Source organism: Streptomyces sp. NPDC088116 (assembly GCF_044741745.1).
GTDB lineage: Bacteria > Actinomycetota > Actinomycetes > Streptomycetales > Streptomycetaceae > Streptomyces.
This window is the reverse complement of sequence record NZ_JBIUTF010000010.1, coordinates 90389-109981: the sequence shown is the minus strand read 5'-3', so window position 1 is coordinate 109981 and position 19593 is coordinate 90389. Positions and strand designations below refer to the sequence as shown.

The window sequence follows — 19593 nt, the reverse complement described above, 5'->3', positions numbered from 1 at the left end:
CCCTAAAGTGAAAATCACCCGAAACATCCCCCACGCACCCCGGGTAAGGTAAACAACGCGTCAACGGCAGCAGGAACGCCAACAGCGTCAAGCAGGTCCACAACACCACAAGTGATTCTGGGTGCGCCGGGAAGTCTGGTCGGCATGCGATGCGTCATGTCCGCCTCACCGCCCCGGAGGTCCTCCTCGTGCCCGCGCCCACTCCGACCTCGCGTAAGTTCCTCGGCCGTCTCCCGCTGCCCGAACGGAACTACCTCGCGGACGCGCTGCGTACCGAGACCGTCGGTGGAGTACTCCTGCTCATCGCCGCCCTCGCGGCCCTGATCTGGGCGAACACCCCGCTGAGCGACAGCTACGCATCCGTGAGCGCCTTCCACGCCGGACCTGCCGCGCTCGGCCTCGACCTCTCCGTACAGCACTGGGCGGCCGACGGTCTCCTCGCGATCTTCTTCTTCGTCGCCGGCATCGAGCTCAAGCGCGAGCTGGTGGCCGGTGAGTTGCGCGATCCCAGGGCCGCCGCGCTTCCCGTCATAGCCGCGCTGTCCGGAATGGTCGCGCCCGCACTCGTATATGTGCTGGTCAACAGCGTGGGCGGCGGGTCGTTGGGCGGCTGGGCCGTCCCCACCGCCACCGATATCGCGTTCGCGCTCGCCGTCCTCGCGGTCATCGGCACCTCACTGCCCTCCGCGCTGCGCGCCTTCCTGCTGACCCTCGCGGTCGTCGACGATCTCTTCGCGATCCTGATCATCGCCATCTTCTTCACCAGCGATCTGAACTTCGCGGCGCTCGGCGGCGCGTTCGCCGGCCTGGCCCTCTTCTGGCTGCTGCTGAGAAAGGGCGTGCGCGGGTGGTACGTGTACGTTCCGCTGGCCCTGGTCATCTGGGGCCTGATGTACAACAGCGGCGTACACGCCACCATCGCCGGTGTCGCGATGGGCCTGATGCTCCGCTGCACCCGTCGCGAAGGCGAGGAGCAGTCTCCCGGCGAGCGCGTCGAACATCTGGTGCGCCCGCTCTCGGCAGGTCTGGCCGTACCGCTGTTCGCCCTCTTCTCCGCCGGTGTCCCGGTCTCCGGCAGCGCGCTCGGCCAGGTCTTCACCCGGCCGGAGACCCTGGGGGTCGTACTGGGACTGGTGGTCGGCAAGGCGGTCGGCATCTTCGGCGGCACGTGGCTGGCGGCGCGCTTCACCCGGGCGGAACTGAACGAGGATCTCGGCTGGCCCGATGTCTTCGCCCTCGCCTCTCTCGCCGGAATCGGCTTCACGGTCTCCCTGCTCATCGGCGAGCTGGCCTTCACGACGGACCCCGCGCTCACCGACGAGGTGAAGGCGGCGGTGCTGACGGGCTCGGTGATCGCGGCAGTCCTCTCCGGCGTCCTGCTCAAACTGCGCGTTCGCACGTACCGCGCGCTGTACGAGGACGAGGAACGCGACGAGGATCAGGACGGCATCCCCGACGTCTATGAGCAGGACGATCCGGGGTATCACCTGCGCATGGCCTCGCTGTACGAGGCGAAGGCCGCCGAACATCGCCGGCTGGCGGAACACGCGGGGGCAACGCGCGAGGACGACGACAGTCCGGCATGATCTGACAACGGATCGGTAGACGAGCGGATCCGTAGACGAGTAGAGCGAGACGAGGGAGTCACCGATGAGCGACCACGGTAAGCACGCCGACGGCGCTGTCCGGAGCGGCACGGTGGTCGAAGTTGTCAGTGCCGACCGCAGCGTCGGACAGCTGGTCGCCGCAGCGACCGCCGAGATGTCCGCACTGGTGCACGACGAGATCGCCCTGGCCAAGGCCGAGATCCGACAGGACGTCAAGCGTGGCGCGGTCGGTGGCGGCGCCCTCACCATCGCGGGTGTTTTCGCCCTGTTCTCCCTGCCGGTGCTGAGCTTCGCCGCCGCGTACGGGATCCACAATCTGGGGCTCGGCCTCGCCTGGTCGTTCCTGATCGTGGGCGCGGCGTTCCTGCTGCTCGCCGGACTGCTCGCCGGGCTCGCCGTCCTGAAGTTCAAGAAGGTCAAGCCGCCGGAGAAGAGCATCGCCTCCGCCAAGGAAACGGCGGCCGTCCTCCAGAACGTGAAGCCTCACCCCCGCCAGGTCCGGGAAGAGACCAAGTCTGTGGCACGCTCGACTGCATGACCGCCCCCGATTCCGACTCCGGCAGGACCTCCGGCGACATCCCCGGCAAGGCCTTCGGCGCGCCCCCCGGCTCGACACCTGGTGCGAGATCCGCTTCGACACCTGGCTCGGCTCCGGGTTCGGCCGCCGGTCCGGTACCCGCCCCGGCGCCGGGTTCCGCGTCTGCCGTGACTCCGGCCTCGGCCGTACGTCTTGACGGTCCCTGGACCCATCGCGATGTGGCGGCGAACGGGGCCCGTTTCCACATCGCCGAGATGGGCGACGGGCCGCTGGTACTGCTGCTGCACGGCTTTCCCCAGTTCTGGTGGACCTGGCGGCATCAGCTGACGGCGCTGGCGGACGCCGGCTACCGGGCGGTGGCCATGGATCTCCGGGGTGTGGGCGGCAGCGACCGTACGCCCCGGGGGTACGACCCCGCCAACCTGGCACTCGACATCACCGGCGTGGTGCGCTCCCTCGGGGAACCCGACGCCGCGCTCGTCGGACATGACCTGGGCGGCTATCTCGCCTGGACCGCCGCCGTGATGCGGCCCAAGCTGGTGCGCCGGCTCGCGGTCTCCTCGATGCCGCACCCGCGCCGCTGGCGTTCGGCGATGCTCTCCGACTTCTCGCAGAGCCGGGCCGGATCGTACATCTGGGGTTTTCAGCGCCCCTGGCTGCCGGAACGTCAGCTCGTGGCGGACGACGCGGCGCTGGTGGGGCAGTTGATCCGGGAGTGGTCAGGGCCCGGACTCCCCGACGACGAGGCGATCGACGTCTACCGGCGCGCGATGACCATCCCGTCGACGGCGCACTGCTCGATCGAGCCGTACCGCTGGATGGTGCGGTCGATGGCGCGGCCTGACGGCATCCAGTTCAACCGGCGGATGAAGCGCCCGGTGCGGGTGCCGACCCTCCAACTGCACGGGTCCCTCGATCCGGCGATGCGGACACGCAGCACGGCGGGGTCGGCCGAGTACGTGGAAGCGCCGTACCGCTGGCGGCTGTTCGACGGGTTGGGGCACTTCCCGCACGAGGAGGACCCGGCGGCGTTCTCCTCGGAACTCATCAACTGGCTCAAGGACCCGGAGCCGGACCGCTGACTCCGGTCGTGGACCCTGCTCCCGGTCCCGCTGCCGGCCTTGACCGGCGGCGTCGGCACAGCTCCGGCTGACAACCGTCCACCGACCCGCGAACACTTGTCCTACGAACAGCCAATTGCCTCCCGCATAGGCCAATTGGCCCCGTCCCGGGCGGTTACCGACCACGGGGCACGGGAAAACGTCGGGGTATGGGCTGGACGCACGACTACGGTGACGCAGCACGCAACCGCCGCTCGGCCTCCGGGCCGATCACCCACAAGAGGGGCCACCCGGAAGATCAGGGCAACGATCCCCGGCTCGGCATTTCCCTCATCCTCCGCCGCAGGGCCCGCTGGGTCTCGGCCAGGCTCCGCCATCAGCGTACGTAGACGCGAACGCTCCGGCGAGGAAGCCCCGGACCGGACCGACCGGGGCTTCCTCGCCGAAGCGGACCGCGCGCCGGAGCGGACCGCGCGCCTACAGGACCTCTACAACGCGCACTGCTGCGTGTCGATCTGCTGGTTGGCCGTCCGGCCGAGCCTGATGTCCTCGCGGATCTCGTCCACCGTCAGGGCATAGCCGGTCTGGGGGTCGTCGAGCGATCGCGCGAAGATGACTCCGTACACCTTGCCCTCCGGGGTGAGGAGCGGGCCTCCGGAGTTGCCCTGGCGCACGGTGGTGAAGAGCGAGTAGACATCGCGGCGGACTTCACTACGGCGGTAGATGTCGGGCCCGTTGGCGTCGATGCGGCCCCGGACACGCGCGGAGCGTACGTCGTACGCGCCGTTCTCCGGGAAGCCCGCGACGATCGCGCCGTCGCCGCTCTCGGCGTCGGAGCCGGTGAACTGGAGGGGTTTCGCCGGGAGGTTCGGCACGTCCAGTACGGCGATGTCCCGCCGCCAGTCGTAGAGGACGACCTTGGCGTCGTACAGCCGTCCCTCGCCGCCTATCTGGACCGTGGGCTCGTTCACACCGCCGACCACATGCGCGTTGGTCATCACCCGGCGGTCGGAGAAGACGAATCCGGAGCCTTCCAGAACCTTGCCGCAGCTCTGGGCCGTACCGACGACCTTCACGATGGACTTCTTGGCGTCGGCCGCGACCTGGCTGCCGGCGAGCGCCGGATCCGGGGCACTGACCTCGGTGATGGGCTCATTGGCGAACGGGCTGAAGACCGGCGGGAAGCCCTTCTGGGCGAGCACGGAGGAGAAGTCCGTGAACCAGGTCGACGCCTGACGGGGGGCCACCTGGGAGACCCCGAGCAGCACCTTGGAGCTACGGACCTCCTTGCCGAGCGTCGGCAGCGAGGTGCCGGCGAGGGCGGAGCCGATCAGCCAGGCGACTATCAGCATGGCCACGACATTGACCAGCGCCCCGCCGGTGGCGTCCAGGGCGCGGGCGGGCGACCACGTGATGTAGCGGCGGAGTTTGTTGCCGAGGTGAGTGGTGAAGGCCTGGCCGACGGAGGCGCAGACGATCACTATGACGACCGCGACGACGGCGGCCGTGGTCGAGACCTCCGAGTCCTGGGTCATCTTGGCCCAGACCACGGGGAGGAGATAGACGGCGACGAGACCGCCGCCGAGGAAGCCGATCACCGACAGGATGCCGACGACGAATCCCTGGCGGTAGCCGACGATCGCGAACCACACGGCGGCGAGCAGCAGCAGGATGTCCAGCACGTTCACCGTCAATAGCCTCGCTTGCCTCGCGGATTCGTCTCCGGTCGACATCGACTCGACATCGACCGGCCGGCGGTACGGAGGGCCCGCCCAGCTGGTGGGACCGGGCCCGGTGCGGCCCCTCCCGGGGCCGCCATTGTCACGGCCCTGGAAAGGGCCAGTACGTCAGCCTGTCATGGGCGCCAATCGAGCGGGACCTGCCGGGCGCGGTCCCACGGCCGCTCCCAGCCGGCGAAATGCAGAATCCGGTCGATCACTCCGGCCGTGAAGCCCCAGACCAGGGCGGAAGCGACCAGAAAGGCCGGGCCCTGGTGACCGCTGGGGTGGTGGGCGGTCACGCGGTTGGCGGGGTCCGTGAGATCTGCCACGGGCACGGTGAAGACCCGGGCCGTCTCGGCGGGGTCCACGACACCGACGGGGGTGGGTGCGCGCCACCAGCCGAGCACGGGCGTCACCACGAAGCCGCTCACCGGGATGTACAGCTTGGGCAGCACCCCGAAGAGCTGGACCCCGGAGGGATCGAGACCCGTCTCCTCCTCGGCCTCCCGGAGCGCGGCCCGCAGCGGTCCCGAGGCCGCCGGGTCTCCGTCCTCGGCGTCGAGGGCGCCGCCGGGGAACGAGGGCTGTCCGGGATGGGAGCGCAGACTGCTGGAGCGCTCCATGAGCAGCAGCTCGGGACCCCGCTCGCCCTCGCCGAAGAGGACGAGCACGGCCGACTGCCGCCCGCTGCCGCTCTCGGGCGGCAGAAAGCGGCTGAGCTGCTCCGGCGCCACGGTCCGCGCCGCGCTCACGACCGGCAGCAGCCAGTCCGGCAGCCCGTCGGTGATGACGGCGATCCCGCTCGCCCGGTCGTCGTAGGTCTCTTTAGCGCGCGTCATAGGCACCCCTGTCGGACAACGCCTGCCATCGGCCGGATCGTTCCGCCCTCGTCCGGCTCCACTCGTTCGTGCCCCTGCCCCTGTCCCGTTCACGCCGGTGTTCCACCTGTGCAGCTGTCCCGCTTCATGACCTCATACGGTGCGGCTGCGCCGCGTGCTCAATGCGGCCGGAATCCCGCCGTCCGCTTGAGGCCGGTACGGAGCCTCATGCGGCGCCCAGCGGCGGGGCGGGTTTGCCCGGGTAGTCGGCGGGCGGGCTCAGCCGCTGGCCCGGGTAGCCGCCCATCTCGTACTTGAGGAGTTTCCTCGCCTTCTCCGGATCCGTCTCGCCTTCTCCGTACGAAGGGCAGAGATGCGCGATCGGGCAGGCGCCACAGGCCGGTTTACGGGAGTGGCAGATGCGGCGGCCGTGGAAGATCACCCGGTGCGAGAGCATCGTCCACTCGCTCTTGGGAAAGATCGCGGCGATCTCCGCCTCGACCTTCTCCGGGTCCTCCTGCTCGGTCCACTTCCAGCGGCGGACCAGTCGGCCGAAGTGCGTGTCGACAGTGAGACCGGCGACGCCGAAGGCATTGCCAAGAACGACATTCGCCGTCTTGCGGCCCACCCCCGGCAGCGTCACCAGATCCGCCAGCCGGCCGGGGACCTCGCCGTCGAAGCGGTCGCGCAGAGCCGTGGAGAGGCCTATGAGGGACTTCGCCTTGGCACGGAAGAAGCCCGTCGGGCGGATGACCGCCTCCAGCTCCTCCGGCACGGCCGCCGCCATGTCCTCGGGCGTCGGATATTTCGCGAAGAGCGCGGGCGTCGTCTGATTGACCCTGAGGTCGGTCGTCTGGGCCGACAGGACCGTCGCCACCAGCAGCTCGAACGGATTGCGAAAATCCAGCTCGGGATGGGCGTACGGATAGACCTCGGCCAGTTCGCGGTTTATCCGGCGGGCCCGGCGGACCATCGCCAGTCTCGACTCTGACTTGATTGTTGACCCTTTTGCGGCTTTTTTCGGTTTCGCTGAGGACTGTTCGCCCACAGCGGAATTGCTCTCCGCGGACACTCTTCCAGCCCCCTTGGCCTGCGCTGTCACCGGCGAGTTGGACACCCGGCCAGCGTAAAGCCCTCCACTGACATCCGCCCCGGCCCCGGCCGATCACCACCCGAATCGGCCCCCAGGGCACAGTGGGGCACGCCCGTACGTCAAACTTGTGACTGATCGCATGGTTTCGAACAACCGGAATTCGGCAGCGGGCGAAGCAGCCCAGGAAAACCAAGCCACCCGAGAAGAAGCGGCACGTACGGCATCATGGGGACCACGGTCCCGAGCAGGTGGGGACCACGGTTCCCTGAGCAGGTCGACAAGGAGAGAACACGTGGACGACGTTCTGCGGCGTGCCCCGCTCTTCGCGGCGCTCGATGACGAGCAGGCGGCGGAGCTCCGCGCCTCGATGAGTGAAGCGACGCTCGCCCGCGGCGACGCGCTCTTCCACGAGGGCGACCCCGGCGACCGCCTTTACGTGGTCACCGAGGGCAAGGTCAAGCTGCACCGCACCTCCCCCGACGGCCGCGAGAACATGCTGGCCGTGCTCGGCCCCGGAGAGCTGATCGGCGAGCTGTCCCTCTTCGACCCGGGCCCGCGCACCGCCACCGCCAGCGCGCTCACCGAGGTGAAGCTCCTCGGCCTGGGCCACGGCGACCTCCAGCCCTGGCTGAACGCCCGCCCTGAGGTCGCCACAGCCCTGCTGCGCGCCGTCGCCCGCAGGCTGCGCAAGACCAATGACCAGATGTCCGATCTGGTCTTCTCGGACGTCCCCGGCCGCGTGGCCCGCGCCCTCCTCGACCTGTCGCGCCGCTTCGGCGTGCAGTCGGAGGAAGGCATCCACGTCGTCCACGACCTGACCCAGGAAGAGCTGGCCCAGCTGGTCGGCGCTTCCCGCGAGACGGTCAACAAGGCGCTCGCCGACTTCGCGCAGCGCGGCTGGCTGCGCCTGGAGGCGCGCGCGGTGATCCTGCTGGACGTGGAGCGTCTCGCGAAGCGCTCGCGCTGACGGGAGCCTGAGGGCCCCCTCCTCGAAGAAGGCCTCCTCTTGAAGCCTTGAAGAAGGCACCTCTTGAAGAAGGGCCGCATCCGATCGGTCTGTCCGTCGGAAGCGGCCCTTCTTTCTGCTGTCCCGCTCGGCAGCGACAGCGGAAGTGCCGTGACGGGGCTCCGGACAGGCCCCTAGATGAGGCCGTGTTCCCTCAGGTATTCGAGCTGGGCACGTACCGACAGCTCGGCCGCCGGCCACAGGGATCTGTCCACGGCCGCGTAGACCTGTGCCACCACTTCGGAGGGCGCCCGGTGGCCGTTCTCGACGGCCGTCTCCACCTGGGCGAGGCGGTGCGCGCGATGGGCGAGGTAGAACTCCACCGCGCCCTGGGCGTCGTCCAGTACGGCGCCGTGGCCCGGCAGGATCGTGTGGACACCGTCGTCGACCGTGAGCGAGCGCAGCCGGCGGAGCGAGTCGAGATAGTCGCCGAGCCGGCCGTCGGGATGTGCCACGACCGTGGTGCCACGGCCGAGGACGGTGTCGCCGGTCAGTACCGCACGATCGGCGGGCAGGTGGAAGCAGAGCGAGTCGGCGGTGTGGCCCGGGGTGGGCACGACCCGCAGGTCGAGGCCGCCGGTGGTGATGACGTCCCCGGCCGCCAGCCCCTCGTCACCGAGGCGCAGCGCCGGGTCCAGGGCTCGGACGGACGTACGGGTCAGGGCGGCGAAGCGCGCCGCGCCGGCCGCGTGGTCCGGGTGGCCATGGGTGAGAAGGGTCAGCGCGATCCTCTTCCCCGCCTTCTCGGCGGTGGCGATGACCGCCTTGAGATGTGTGTCGTCCAGCGGGCCCGGGTCGATGACGACCGCCAGTTCCGAGTCCGGCTCGGAGACGATCCACGTATTGGTGCCGTCGAGGGTCATCGCGGAGGGGTTCGGGGCGAGCACGTTGATGGCGCGGGCGGTGGCGGGGCCGGACAGCACCCCGCCGCGCGGCCGGCCGGGAAGAGCGGCGGCGTCGGTCATCGCGGACTCCTCTCGGCCCGGCCCGCCGGATCAGAGGAGCGCTCGGACTCCACGGGACCGGCAGGACCGGCAGGAACAGCGGGCCCGGCAGAACCGGCAGAACCGACAAGGTTGGCCGAATCAGTGCGACCGTCGGGACCGACCGGGCCATCGAACCCCGTGGGATCCAGCCGCTTGGTGAACTCGTCGTGCCCCGGCCAACTCAGCACCAGCTCCCCGCCCTCCAGCCTGGCCGTGGCCAGCACAGGCGTCAGATCGCGTCCGTCGGCACCGGCGAGCGCCTCGGCGGCCGTACCGTACGACTGGAGTTCGCGCAGCGTCGAGACGGTCGGCGGCATCATCAGCAGCTCGCCCCTGTCGTACGCCTCCGTCGCCTCGGCCGGTCTGATCCACACCGTACGGTCGGCCTCCGTCGAGGCGTTCCTCGTCCGCTGGCCCGCCGGCAGCGCGGCCACGAAGAACCAGGTGTCGTAGCGGCGCGGCTCGAACTCCGGAGTGATCCAGCGGGCCCACGCGCCGAGCAGATCGCTGCGCAACACCAGCCCGCGCCTGTCCAGGAAGTCCGCGAAGGACAGTTCGCGGTCGACCAGGGCCGCGCGGTCGGCCTCCCAGCCGTCGCCCGTGGTGTCGTCCACGACCGTCCCGGCACTCTCCCCCGCGAGCAGGACGCCGGCCTCCTCGTACGTCTCCCGGACCGCCGCGCAGACGATGGCCTGGGCGGACGCGGCGTCCACTCCGAGCCGTCGCGCCCACACCTCGCGGCCGGGTCCCGCCCAGCCGACGAGCCGGTCGTCGTCCCTCGGATCGACTCCCCCGCCGGGATACGCGTACGCACCGGCCGCGAAGGCCATCGAGGCCCGGCGCCGCAGCATGTGGACGGCGAGCCCGTCGCCGGAGTACGGAACGGGAGCAGGACCACCGGGGCGCGGGGCAGCGCCACCGGAGCCGCCCGCGCCGTCGCGCAGGAGCATCACCGTCGCGGCCCGCCGGGGCGTCGCCGCGGTGATCTCACCGGCGGCGAGGGCACGGATCCGCTCAGGCCATTCGGGCGGGTACCACTGACCATTGGGCATGGCCGGATGCTATGCGCTGACGCGAGGATGTTCGAGAGGCATGTGGCGCGAGGATCTGAACGCGGTGCACACCCTCACCACCACCGTGCACGCGCTCACCGCCACGAACAGAACCTCCGCGAACAGAACCTCCGCGAACAGATAAAGATCCCGCCCGGTGCGCATCCGTACACGCACCGGGCGGGATCTCGGTGTCCCCGCGTCACTCCGTCGGTGGTCAGGGGCGAACGAGCGCGGCCTCAGGACTCCCCAGGGCTTCTCAGGACTCTCCAGGGCTTCCCGGGCCGGCCCTACGCCGCGGTCAGCTCGATCTGGATCTCCACCTCGACCGGTGCGTCCAGCGGCAGCACCGCCACGCCCACGGCGCTGCGCGCGTGCACTCCCTTGTCACCGAGGACCTCGCCCAGCAGCTCGCTGGCGCCGTTGATGACGCCCGGCTGACCGGTGAAGTCCGAGGCCGAGGCGACGAAGCCGGTGACCTTGACCACGCGCGCGATGCGGTCCAGGTCGCCGGTGACCGATTTCACCGCCGCCAGAGCGTTCAGCGCGCAGGTACGGGCCAGTTCCTTGGCCTCTTCCGCGGTGACCTCGGCCCCGACCTTGCCGGTGACCGGAAGCTTGCCCTCCACCATCGGGAGCTGGCCCGACGTGTAGACGTACACCCCGCTGCGCACGGCGGGCTGATAGGCGGCCAGCGGCGGTACGACCTCGGGCAACGTCAGCCCCAGCTCGGCGAGGGTGGCCTCCACGGCTCCGCTCATGCGGCTTTCTCCCGCTTCAGGTAGGCCACCAGCTGCTCCGGGTTGTTCGGCCCGGGGACGACCTGGACGAGCTCCCAGCCGTCCTCGCCCCAGGTGTCCAGAATCTGCTTGGTCGCGTGCACGAGAAGGGGCACGGTCGCGTATTCCCACTTGGTCATGTGCCCGACTGTAGTCGTAGCTCCCGGCAGCCTCGTGCGTAGCCCGTGGCCGTACTGGTTAGGCTCGAATACGTGAGCAGGCTCCAGGTCGTCAGCGGCAAGGGCGGTACCGGTAAGACGACGGTCGCCGCCGCTCTCGCGCTCGCCCTCGCGACCGAGGGCAAGCGCACTCTTCTCGTGGAGGTCGAGGGAAGACAAGGAATCGCACAGCTTTTTGAGACGGAGGCCCTTCCTTACGAGGAACGGAAGATCGCCGTCGCCTCGGGCGGCGGGGAGGTGTACGCGCTGGCCATCGACGCCGAGCGGGCGCTCCTCGACTACCTCCAGATGTTCTACAAACTCGGCGGCGCGGGCCGGGCGCTCAAGAAAATAGGCGCGATCGACTTCGCCACCACGATCGCCCCCGGGGTCAGGGACGTACTGCTGACCGGCAAGGCGTGCGAGGCCGTACGCAGGCGGGACAAGCAGGGACGTTTCGCGTACGACTACGTGGTGATGGACGCCCCGCCCACCGGCCGCATCACCCGCTTCCTCAATGTGAACGACGAGGTCGCGGGGCTGGCGAAGATCGGGCCCATACACAATCAGGCACAGGCCGTGATGCGCGTCCTGAAGTCCCGCGAGACCGCCGTGCATCTGGTGACGCTGCTGGAGGAGATGCCGGTCCAGGAGACCGCCGACGGCATCACCGAACTGAAGGCCGCGGAACTGCGGGTCGGCAAGGTCATCGTGAACATGGTGCGCCCGCATCTCCTTGACGAGGCCGCCGTCCGCGCGGCGTCCGGGGACCGCCGCAAGGAGGTCGCAAAGGCGCTCGCGACGGCCGGGGTGGCCGCGCCGACGAAGCTCGTCGGCCCGCTCCTCGACCAGGCCGCGGAGCATGCCCAGCGTGTGGAGCTGGAGCGCGAGCAGCGGGCCGTCCTGAGCAAGCTGGGACTGCCCACGTACGAACTCCCCCTGATCGGCGAGGGGATGGACCTCGCGGGTCTCTACCGGCTGGCGGGGGAGCTACGGCAACTTGGGAAGGTCTTCTCGTGACCCTGGACCCGGCGGCTGCCCCGCTCGAAGTCGACCCGCTGCTCGATGATCCGGGCACCCGCATCATCGTGTGCTGCGGCTCGGGCGGTGTCGGCAAGACGACCACCGCGGCGGCTCTCGGCGTACGGGCGGCGGAGCGCGGCCGGAAGGCCGTCGTCCTCACCATCGACCCGGCCCGGCGGCTGGCCCAGTCCATGGGCATCGACTCGCTCGACAACACCCCGCGCCGGGTGAAGGGCGTCGAGGGCCCCGGCGAACTGCACGCCATGATGCTCGACATGAAGCGGACCTTCGACGAGATCGTCGAGGCCCACGCGGACGCCGACCGGGCCCGCGCGATCCTGGAGAACCCCTTCTACCAGTCCCTGTCGGCCGGCTTCGCCGGCACGCAGGAGTACATGGCGATGGAGAAGCTGGGGCAGCTGCGGGCCCGCGACGACTGGGATCTGATCATCGTGGACACCCCGCCCTCGCGGTCCGCGCTGGACTTCCTGGACGCGCCGAAGAGGCTCGGTTCCTTCCTCGACGGGAAGTTCATCAAGCTGCTGATGGCCCCGGCGAAGATGGGCGGCCGGGCGGGGATGAAGTTCCTGAATGTCGGCATGTCGATGATGACGGGCACGCTCGGAAAGCTGCTGGGCGGTCAACTCCTGCGTGATGTGCAGACGTTCGTGGCCGCGATGGACACGATGTTCGGCGGGTTCCGTACGCGCGCGGACGCGACGTACCGGCTGCTTCAGGCGCCGGGCACGGCCTTTCTGGTGGTCGCGGCGCCGGAGCGGGACGCGCTGCGGGAGGCGGCGTACTTCGTGGAGCGGCTGGCGGCCGAGGAGATGCCGTTGGCGGGTCTGGTCCTCAACCGTGTCCATGGCAGTGGCGCCGCCCGGCTCTCGGCCGAGCGGGCGCGGGCCGCGGCAGAAAATCTTGAAGAGATCGGCATTGTGGATCAGGAGGCCGGGAAGGCTGATGGGCGTGGCACTGCTGCCCCGGAAGGCTCTTCTCCCGAAGCCTCCGAGACGCATGAGGCCCCCCGAGCCGCCGAATCCTCACCTCTCTCCGACCCGTCCGACCCGCCCACATCCACGACGTCCGCACCGTCCGCGGCGTCTGCGACATCCATGACGCCCGCACCGTCAGAAGCGGCCGCACCCGTGTCGGAGCCCGCTTCCGAGTCCGTTTCCACGGCCCCTTCTGTCACAACTGTGGAACAGCTGACGGCGGGTCTGCTGCGTCTCCACGCCGAGCGGATGCAGGTGCTGGCGCGCGAAAAGCGCACCCGCGATCGCTTCACGGCGCTGCACCCCGAGGTGGCGGTGGCCGAGGTGGCCGCCCTGCCCGGCGACGTTCATGACCTCGCCGGGCTGAGGGCCATCGGCCGGCGTCTCGCGGCCGGTCGGGCTACGACCTGACCTGCGGGGACGCGATGGCGGACGCGGCTGATCAAGCCGCGACAACCGGCGTGGGGACCTGAGGACCGGGCACACCGACGCCGAAGTGAGGGCATCGATGTGACGACATCAGCCCCGCCGCCACGACGGCACAGGCCCGTCGCGCCTTGGGGATCCAGGCGCAACGGACCGAAACCCGCCGCCGGCAGCGGGATCGCCGTGGGCCCAAAGGGCCAATGGTTCGTACCAGGAGCCGTACGGCACTGGACCATGACGAACATGACGAACTGGCCGTACGACGCCGTAGTGGACGCAGGGCGGCGACCGGCGCCCCGGCCGGGGCGGGAGCCGCTTCGGTGTGCCCCGAAGCGCCGCCGCCCCACCAGGACCGACCGGCCGCTCCAGGGCTACCCCACCGCCGCGTACGTCTCGTACGTCTCGTCATCCTCCAAGCCCACGGGCAGCAGGCCCGCGCTGCGCTCGTACTCCGTGCGTGCCGTCTCGAGCAGCCGTCGCCAGGAGGTGACGGTCGGGCGCCTGCGCAGCAGCGCGCGGCGCTCCCGCTCGGTCATCCCACCCCACACGCCGAATTCGACGCGGTTGTCCAGCGCGTCGGCCAGGCACTCGGTCCGCACCGGGCATCCGGTGCACACCGCCTTGGCCCTGTTCTGCGCTGCGCCTTGTACGAACAGTTCGTCCGGATCGGTAGTGCGGCATGCTGCCTGCGCACTCCAGTCGGTTACCCAGCCCATGCTGGCGCCGTCCTCTCCCGAATTGAGGCTCCCCCACGGCGGCAGCGGCATATTCACCGTTGCCAGTTGAGGACGTTACGGAAGGCGGGCACAGCGCAACACCCCCTTCGGGCCCAATCTTGAATGGCCCGAACGGACTATGCGTACGCGGCAGATCACCCAGGGGAGTGACCCAAGGGCATAACCGACCAATCCGACAGAGTCGGCTATTTCAGTTGAGCGATAACGGGCATGCGCTGACACACAAGGGGAATTCGGGCATCAGCATCCCGGGCTTCATGTTCAACGGAGCTTGCACGGAGTTGCACGGAGTTCGCGTCGGAGGCTTTCGGGAGCTTGATGCACAACCGCACTGCTGTGACAGCTGGGAGCAGCTTAGGCCAGAGCCTTGACGCGTGTCCGGCGAATGAGAACGTAGGCTGCCCTCATGCCAAAGAAGCGCTCGGGCGGGGGTCTGACCGGGACCCAGCAGGCCGCCAAATTCCTCGGTGTCAGTGTGCTGGCGGGTGCGGTGCTGGCGGGAATCGCTCTGCCGGCCTTCGGGGCGCTGGGGCTCGCGGCCAAGGGGAGCGTCGAGGGATTCGACGAAATCCCCGCCAACCTCAAGACGCCGCCCCTGAGTCAGCGCACCACGATCCTGGACTCCCAGGGCGGAAACATCGCCACGGTCTACTCCCGTGACCGTACCGTCGTACCGCTCAAGGACATCTCCCCGTACATGCAGAAGGCGATCGTCGCGATCGAGGATTCTCGCTTCTACGAACACGGGGCCATCGACCTCAAGGGCGTGCTGCGTGCCGTCAACCGCAACGCGCAGTCGGGCAGCGTCTCCCAGGGCGCCTCGACCCTGACCCAGCAGTACGTGAAGAACGTGTTCGTCGAGGAGGCCGGCGACGACCCGGACAAGGTCGCGCAGGCCACCCAGCAGACCCTGGGCCGGAAGATCCAGGAGCTGAAGTACGCGATCCAGGTCGAGGAGGAGCTGGGCAAGAAGAAGATCCTCGAGAACTACCTGAACATCACCTTCTTCGGGCAGCAGGCGTACGGCATCGAGGCGGCGGCCCAGCGCTACTTCTCCAAGCCGGCCAAGGAGCTGAAGGTGGAGGAGGCGGCGATGCTCGCGGGCATCGTCCAGTCGCCGAGCCGCTACGACCCGGTCAACGACGAGGAGGAGGCCACCAAGCGGCGCAACACCGTGCTGCAGCGGATGGCCGATGTCCGCGACATCTCCCAGACCGAGGCCGACCGGGCCAAGGCCACGAAGATCAAGCTCGATGTGAGCCGCCCGAAGAACGGCTGCATCACCGCCGTCAGCGGCGCGGGCTTCTTCTGCGACTACGTACGCGAGGCCTTCCTCACCGACAAGGTCTTCGGCAAGACCCGTGAGGAGCGCGCCAAGGTCTGGAACCAGGGCGGTCTGACGATCCGTACGACGATGGATCCGAAGGCGCAGGAGTCGGTCCAGGAGTCGATCAAGAGCCACGTCAACCAGAGCGACAAGGTCGCCACGGCGGTGACCCTGGTCGAGCCCGGTACCGGCAAGATCCTGGGCATGGGGCAGTCCAAGCCGTACGGCTTCGGGAAGAACGAGACCCAGATCAACCTCTCGGTCGACCACGGCATGGGCGGTTCGAACTACGGCTTCCCGACCGGTTCGACGTTCAAGCCGTTCCTGGCTACGGCGGCCATCGAGCGGGGCGTCCCGCCGACGCAGTCGTACCCGGCGCCCTACCAGATGCCGTACCCGGCCTCGATCCAGACGTGCAGCGGCAGCCCGTGGGTCAACACCGGCAACGACACGGCGGAGAACGAGAACGAGAGCGAGGTCGGCCCGTACGCGCTGAAGGAGGCGATGGCCAAGTCGGTCAACACCTACTTCGTGCAGATGATCGGGCAGATCGGCCTCTGCCCCGTGACGGAGGCGATCTCCAAGCTGGGTGTCGTCCAGGGCGACGGCAAGAAGCTCCCCGAGTCGCCGTCGGCGCTCACGCTGGGCTCGCAGGGCATCTCGCCGCTGCGGATGGCGAGCGCGTACGCGGCGTACGCGAACCGGGGCACCTACTGCACGCCGGTCGCCATCTCCTCGATCAAGACGGTGGCGGGCAAGAGCCTCACGGTGCCGAAGTCGGGCTGCAGCCGGGCGATGTCCGAGAAGACCGCGGACACGATCAACACCCTGCTGAAGGGCGTGGTCGACTCCGGTACGGGCGAGAAGGCCGGACTCACGAGCCGGGACAGCGCGGGCAAGACGGGTACGACAGACGCCCGTAAGAACGCGTGGTTCGTCGGGTACACCCCGAACATGTCCGGCGCGGTCTGGGTCGGCAGCCCGTCCCAGCAGGTGGAGATGCAGGACATCACCATCGGCGGCGTCTACCACGATCTGGTGTTCGGTGGTGCGGTGCCGGGGCCGATCTGGAAGGACGCGGTGTCCGGCGCGCTGGACGGCAAGCCCGCTCCCGGCTTCACGACCGTCGACATCCCGGACGGGGCGAAGGACCGGGACAAGGAGAAGCCGGACGACGGCGGTGACAACGGCGGCGGCAACCCCGGCCAGGGCAATGGAGGCCAGGGCAACGGCGGCCAGGACGGCAAGCCGAACGACGGCGGTGGCGGTGGCGGTCGGGACGAGAAGCCGTCGTGGCCGGACATCGAGTTCCCGCCGGACGGGAACGGCGGACAGGACGGCGGCTGGAACTTCCCGTAGGGACGAAGGCATCCACGGGTAGGCGTACGTGAAAGGGCGCCCGGTCGGTGACGTTGACGCGTCACCGACCGGGCGCCCTTGTGTCGCGGTTCCCGAACCCGTAAGTCGGTGCGGCCGGCTCAGCCGGCGGCGAGCGACTGCTTCACGAGGGCTGCGACCCGGCCGCCCTCGGCGCGGCCGGCGACCTTCGGGTTCACGATCTTCATCACGGCGCCCATGGCACGCTGGCCCTCGGCACCGGACGCCTTCGCCTCCTCGACGGCCTGGGCGACGATCGAGCCCAGCTCCTCGTCGCTCAGCTGCTTCGGCAGGTACGCGTCAAGGATCACGCCCTCCGCCCTCTCCCGCTCGGCCTGCTCGGCACGGCCACCCTGGGTGAAGGCCTCGGCCGCCTCACGGCGCTTCTTCGCCTCCTTGGCGATCACTTTCTGCACCTCGTCGTCGGAGAGCTCGCGCGCGGACGTGCCCGAGACCTCCTCCTTGGTGATCGCGGAGAGGGTGAGCCGGAGCGTCGCGGAGCGCAGCTCGTCACGCGCCCTGATGGCCTCGGTGAGGTCGTCCTTCAGCTTGGACTTAAGACTGGTGCTGGTCATGCGGGCCAGTGTGGCAGGTACGCCGTTGGGCCTGCCCGCGGATTTCCCACCCGTACGACGTCTGCGACGATGGGCGCATGCGCGCACGCTACGGAGTACCCCTGGGAATCACGGCAGTCGGCGCGGCCGGCCTCGCCTACGCCGTCGGATTCGAACCCCGTTCGTTCCGGCTACGGCGGATCTCGGTACCGGTGCTGCCGCGCGGGATGCGTGATCTCCGCGTCCTCCAGGTCTCCGACATCCACATGGTCAGCGGCCAGCGCAAGAAGCAGCGCTGGCTCCAGTCGCTGGCAGGGCTGCGCCCCGACTTCGTCGTGAACACCGGCGACAATCTCTCCGATCCGGAAGGCGTACCGGAGGTTCTGGACGCGCTGGGCCCGCTGATGGAGTTCCCGGGCGTCTATGTCTTCGGCTCGAACGACTACTACGGCCCGAAGCTCCGCAACCCGGCCCTTTACCTCCTGGAGAAGGCCCAGGGCCGCCACGGCCTGAACGGCAACGCTCCGGCCGTGTCCGCGGTGCACAACCCCTGGGAGCCGATGCGCGACGCCTTCGACGCGGCGGGCTGGGTGGGCCTCAGCAACGCCCGCGGTCGGCTCAAGATCGACGGCCATGAGATCGCCTTCACCGGCGTGGACGACCCGCACATCAAGCGGGACAGGTACGAGCGGGTCGCGGGCGGCCCCGAAGCGGACGCGGACCTCTCGATCGGCGTGGTCCACGCCCCCTACCTGCGCTCTTTGGACGCGTTCACGGCCGACGGCTACCCCCTGATCCTGGCGGGCCACACGCACGGCGGCCAGCTCTGCATCCCCTTCTACGGGGCCCTGGTCACCAACTGCGACCTGGACACGGACCGCGCCAAGGGCCTCTCCACACACAGCTCCGGCGGGAACACCTCGTACATGCATGTCTCGGCGGGCTGCGGCGCCAACCGCTACACCCCCGCTCGCTTCGCCTGCCCCCCGGAGGCGACGCTCCTGACCTTGACGGCGCGGGCGTGAGAGGTCGGACGACAGGGGGTACGCCCCAGGCCGGGACTCGGCCGGGCCTGGGCCTCCGGCGCGCTCGTGACGGCGGGCGACCACCTGAAAACCGGATTTCGTCTCCGGCCAGCGGTGGGCTAAAGTAATCGATGTCGCCGGGACACGAGGCGACATCGGGGTGTAGCGCAGCTTGGCAGCGCGCTTCGTTCGGGACGAAGAGGTCGTGGGTTCAAATCCCGCCACCCCGACAGCAGGAACACCAGGTCAGGCCCGGTACTGAGAGATCAGTACCGGGCCTGATTTGCTGTGCGGCCGCGTTTTGACGTTCCGCCTTCCAGCGCCCTCTGTGCTGCGTGTGCCCGGAAAGGTCATCCCACGGCTTGTGCCGAGGGGAGCACAGACGGTACGACGATCGCCATGCCCCCATGATCTCCGTTAAATGACCGGCAGCTCGCACTCCTCGCCTGTATCGGGGACGGAACCAACCCCGTCACGTCGGACAGTCCCGAGTTCGCTCTTACCGCCCGCGCGCTCAAGGAACGGCGCTGATCACCATGCCCAAGCTGAGCGGAAAGTGGCGGGCGGAGATCACGGACGCGGGACGCTTCTACCTGGAGCACGGCCATCATCCGGACCGGCCGGAGCCGGCTCCGCGCAAGCAGAGGTCGACGGGTCGCGAACGGACACCAACGGCCCCTCCACCGCAGAAGCAAGCCGCAGCCCCGGCCCCGACGAAGCCGGCGCCGCAGCGCGCCGCCAAGCCCCCACAGCCGTCGCAGGCGCAAGCCGTCGCCGCTTTGATCGCGGAAATCCAGCAAGCTGGGCGGTTCCTCCGGATCCCCAACCCCGGCAAAGAGGAACGGGCCCACTACCGCAGGGCTTTCGACGCACCGCGCCAGTGCGCTCCCGAGGGGTGCCACCTGAGGTACAGCGGACGGGCGAAGGGGGTTTTCTTCCTCGGCTTGCTCAGGGTGACCGGCGCGGACGAGACCGAGTGGAACCGGATCCGGCTGACGCGCAGCCGTATGATCACCGATGTCGAGGACGTGATCGCGGCGGTCACCGGACCACAGCGCCTTCGAGATCTCGGAGGAGGACCTCCCCGGGTGCTCGCGCTGCTCCGGCTCCTCGCTGAACAAGCCCCCACATGCCACGGCGAGATCGCGGTATCAAAGAAGCGCAAGCAGCCGAGGCCACTTCTCACCGTCCACGGCAGGACGTACGAGATCAGCTTCCGCTAGAGGCAGAAGCAGGTCCGGTACGTACCCAAGCAGCCGGGCCGCCGTACGTACGACTGACAACGCGTCACCCCGGCCCACAAGTTCGAG

The 19593-nt window shown here is 69.3% G+C and carries 19 protein-coding genes and 1 tRNA gene; 11 read left to right on the top strand and 9 right to left on the bottom strand.

Annotated elements, in window-relative coordinates; genetic code table 11:
• Window positions 1–188 precede the first annotated feature (188 nt).
• The 4 genes from nhaA (at window position 189) to ACIOJD_RS32625 (ending at window position 3595) form a co-directional block, all read left to right on the top strand.
• On the top strand, window positions 189–1586 hold the full coding sequence (nhaA, locus tag ACIOJD_RS32640) for a Na+/H+ antiporter NhaA (protein ID WP_401920019.1): 1398 nt from the start codon (window positions 189–191) through the stop codon (window positions 1584–1586).
• A gap of 64 nt (window positions 1587–1650) precedes the next feature.
• The gene (locus tag ACIOJD_RS32635) at window positions 1651–2145 is read left to right on the top strand and encodes a phage holin family protein (RefSeq protein WP_401919872.1); all 495 of its coding nucleotides are present in this window, start codon (window positions 1651–1653) and stop codon (window positions 2143–2145) included.
• Window positions 2142–3227: an alpha/beta fold hydrolase gene (locus tag ACIOJD_RS32630; RefSeq protein WP_401919870.1), complete on the top strand. Its 1086-nt coding sequence runs from the start codon at window positions 2142–2144 to the stop codon at window positions 3225–3227. The genes ACIOJD_RS32635 and ACIOJD_RS32630 overlap by 4 nt, the downstream gene beginning before the upstream one ends.
• A gap of 188 nt (window positions 3228–3415) precedes the next feature.
• The gene (locus tag ACIOJD_RS32625; protein ID WP_401919868.1) at window positions 3416–3595 is read left to right on the top strand and encodes a hypothetical protein; all 180 of its coding nucleotides are present in this window, start codon (window positions 3416–3418) and stop codon (window positions 3593–3595) included.
• A gap of 99 nt (window positions 3596–3694) precedes the next feature.
• Here the strand turns inward: ACIOJD_RS32625 and ACIOJD_RS32620 are convergent, their stop codons facing one another.
• The 3 genes from ACIOJD_RS32620 to nth form a co-directional block, all read right to left on the bottom strand.
• Window positions 3695–4894, bottom strand: coding sequence for a MarP family serine protease (locus ACIOJD_RS32620; protein ID WP_401919866.1), 1200 nt, complete (start codon window positions 4892–4894; stop codon window positions 3695–3697).
• 167 nt (window positions 4895–5061) lie between these two features.
• Window positions 5062–5766, bottom strand: a complete 705-nt coding sequence (locus ACIOJD_RS32615; protein ID WP_401919865.1) for an NUDIX hydrolase — start codon at window positions 5764–5766, stop codon at window positions 5062–5064.
• 205 nt (window positions 5767–5971) lie between these two features.
• Complete coding sequence (nth, locus tag ACIOJD_RS32610) at window positions 5972–6817, bottom strand: endonuclease III (RefSeq protein ID WP_401919864.1); 846 nt, start codon at window positions 6815–6817, stop codon at window positions 5972–5974.
• A 313-nt stretch (window positions 6818–7130) separates the two neighbouring features.
• Between nth and ACIOJD_RS32605 the strand changes: the two genes are divergently transcribed.
• Window positions 7131–7805: a Crp/Fnr family transcriptional regulator gene (locus ACIOJD_RS32605; protein WP_030353254.1), complete on the top strand. Its 675-nt coding sequence runs from the start codon at window positions 7131–7133 to the stop codon at window positions 7803–7805.
• Between the two features lie 173 nt (window positions 7806–7978).
• Here the strand turns inward: ACIOJD_RS32605 and ACIOJD_RS32600 are convergent, their stop codons facing one another.
• The 4 genes from ACIOJD_RS32600 to ACIOJD_RS32585 form a co-directional block, all read right to left on the bottom strand.
• The gene (locus ACIOJD_RS32600) at window positions 7979–8809 is read right to left on the bottom strand and encodes an MBL fold metallo-hydrolase (RefSeq protein WP_401919863.1); all 831 of its coding nucleotides are present in this window, start codon (window positions 8807–8809) and stop codon (window positions 7979–7981) included.
• A complete protein-coding gene (locus ACIOJD_RS32595) occupies window positions 8806–9882 on the bottom strand; it encodes an NUDIX hydrolase (protein WP_401919862.1) in 1077 nt (358 codons plus the stop codon). Before ACIOJD_RS32595 ends, ACIOJD_RS32600 begins: the two co-directional genes overlap by 4 nt.
• Window positions 9883–10172: 290 nt before the next feature.
• The gene (locus ACIOJD_RS32590; protein ID WP_401919861.1) at window positions 10173–10643 is read right to left on the bottom strand and encodes a RidA family protein; all 471 of its coding nucleotides are present in this window, start codon (window positions 10641–10643) and stop codon (window positions 10173–10175) included.
• Window positions 10640–10801 (bottom strand): DUF4177 domain-containing protein, encoded by a 162-nt coding sequence (locus ACIOJD_RS32585; RefSeq protein ID WP_014178397.1) that lies wholly within the window; start codon window positions 10799–10801, stop codon window positions 10640–10642. Before ACIOJD_RS32585 ends, ACIOJD_RS32590 begins: the two co-directional genes overlap by 4 nt.
• A gap of 72 nt (window positions 10802–10873) precedes the next feature.
• Between ACIOJD_RS32585 and ACIOJD_RS32580 the strand changes: the two genes are divergently transcribed.
• Together ACIOJD_RS32580 and ACIOJD_RS32575 are read left to right on the top strand one after the other, a co-directional pair.
• Window positions 10874–11839: an ArsA family ATPase gene (locus tag ACIOJD_RS32580; RefSeq protein WP_401919860.1), complete on the top strand. Its 966-nt coding sequence runs from the start codon at window positions 10874–10876 to the stop codon at window positions 11837–11839.
• Window positions 11836–13248: an ArsA family ATPase gene (locus ACIOJD_RS32575; RefSeq protein WP_401919858.1), complete on the top strand. Its 1413-nt coding sequence runs from the start codon at window positions 11836–11838 to the stop codon at window positions 13246–13248. The genes ACIOJD_RS32580 and ACIOJD_RS32575 overlap by 4 nt, the downstream gene beginning before the upstream one ends.
• A gap of 386 nt (window positions 13249–13634) precedes the next feature.
• On the opposite strand, the gene ACIOJD_RS32570 is transcribed toward ACIOJD_RS32575, so the two are convergent.
• Window positions 13635–13979 (bottom strand): WhiB family transcriptional regulator, encoded by a 345-nt coding sequence (locus ACIOJD_RS32570; protein WP_030353248.1) that lies wholly within the window; start codon window positions 13977–13979, stop codon window positions 13635–13637.
• A 427-nt stretch (window positions 13980–14406) separates the two neighbouring features.
• Here ACIOJD_RS32570 and ACIOJD_RS32565 point away from each other — a divergent pair, with 427 nt between their 5' ends.
• A complete protein-coding gene (locus tag ACIOJD_RS32565) occupies window positions 14407–16686 on the top strand; it encodes a transglycosylase domain-containing protein (protein WP_401919857.1) in 2280 nt (759 codons plus the stop codon).
• Between the two features lie 119 nt (window positions 16687–16805).
• Here ACIOJD_RS32565 and ACIOJD_RS32560 read toward each other — a convergent pair whose 3' ends face one another.
• Window positions 16806–17279: a GatB/YqeY domain-containing protein gene (locus tag ACIOJD_RS32560; RefSeq protein ID WP_401919856.1), complete on the bottom strand. Its 474-nt coding sequence runs from the start codon at window positions 17277–17279 to the stop codon at window positions 16806–16808.
• A 77-nt stretch (window positions 17280–17356) separates the two neighbouring features.
• Between ACIOJD_RS32560 and ACIOJD_RS32555 the strand changes: the two genes are divergently transcribed.
• The 3 genes from ACIOJD_RS32555 to ACIOJD_RS32545 all read left to right on the top strand — a co-directional run bounded on the left by ACIOJD_RS32555 (window position 17357) and on the right by ACIOJD_RS32545 (window position 19506).
• Complete coding sequence (locus ACIOJD_RS32555) at window positions 17357–18283, top strand: metallophosphoesterase (RefSeq protein WP_401919855.1); 927 nt, start codon at window positions 17357–17359, stop codon at window positions 18281–18283.
• Window positions 18284–18439: 156 nt separating this feature from the next.
• Window positions 18440–18513: transfer RNA gene (locus tag ACIOJD_RS32550), tRNA-Pro, on the top strand.
• A 306-nt stretch (window positions 18514–18819) separates the two neighbouring features.
• Window positions 18820–19506, top strand: a complete 687-nt coding sequence (locus tag ACIOJD_RS32545; RefSeq protein WP_401919853.1) for a hypothetical protein — start codon at window positions 18820–18822, stop codon at window positions 19504–19506.
• Window positions 19507–19593 lie beyond the last annotated feature (87 nt).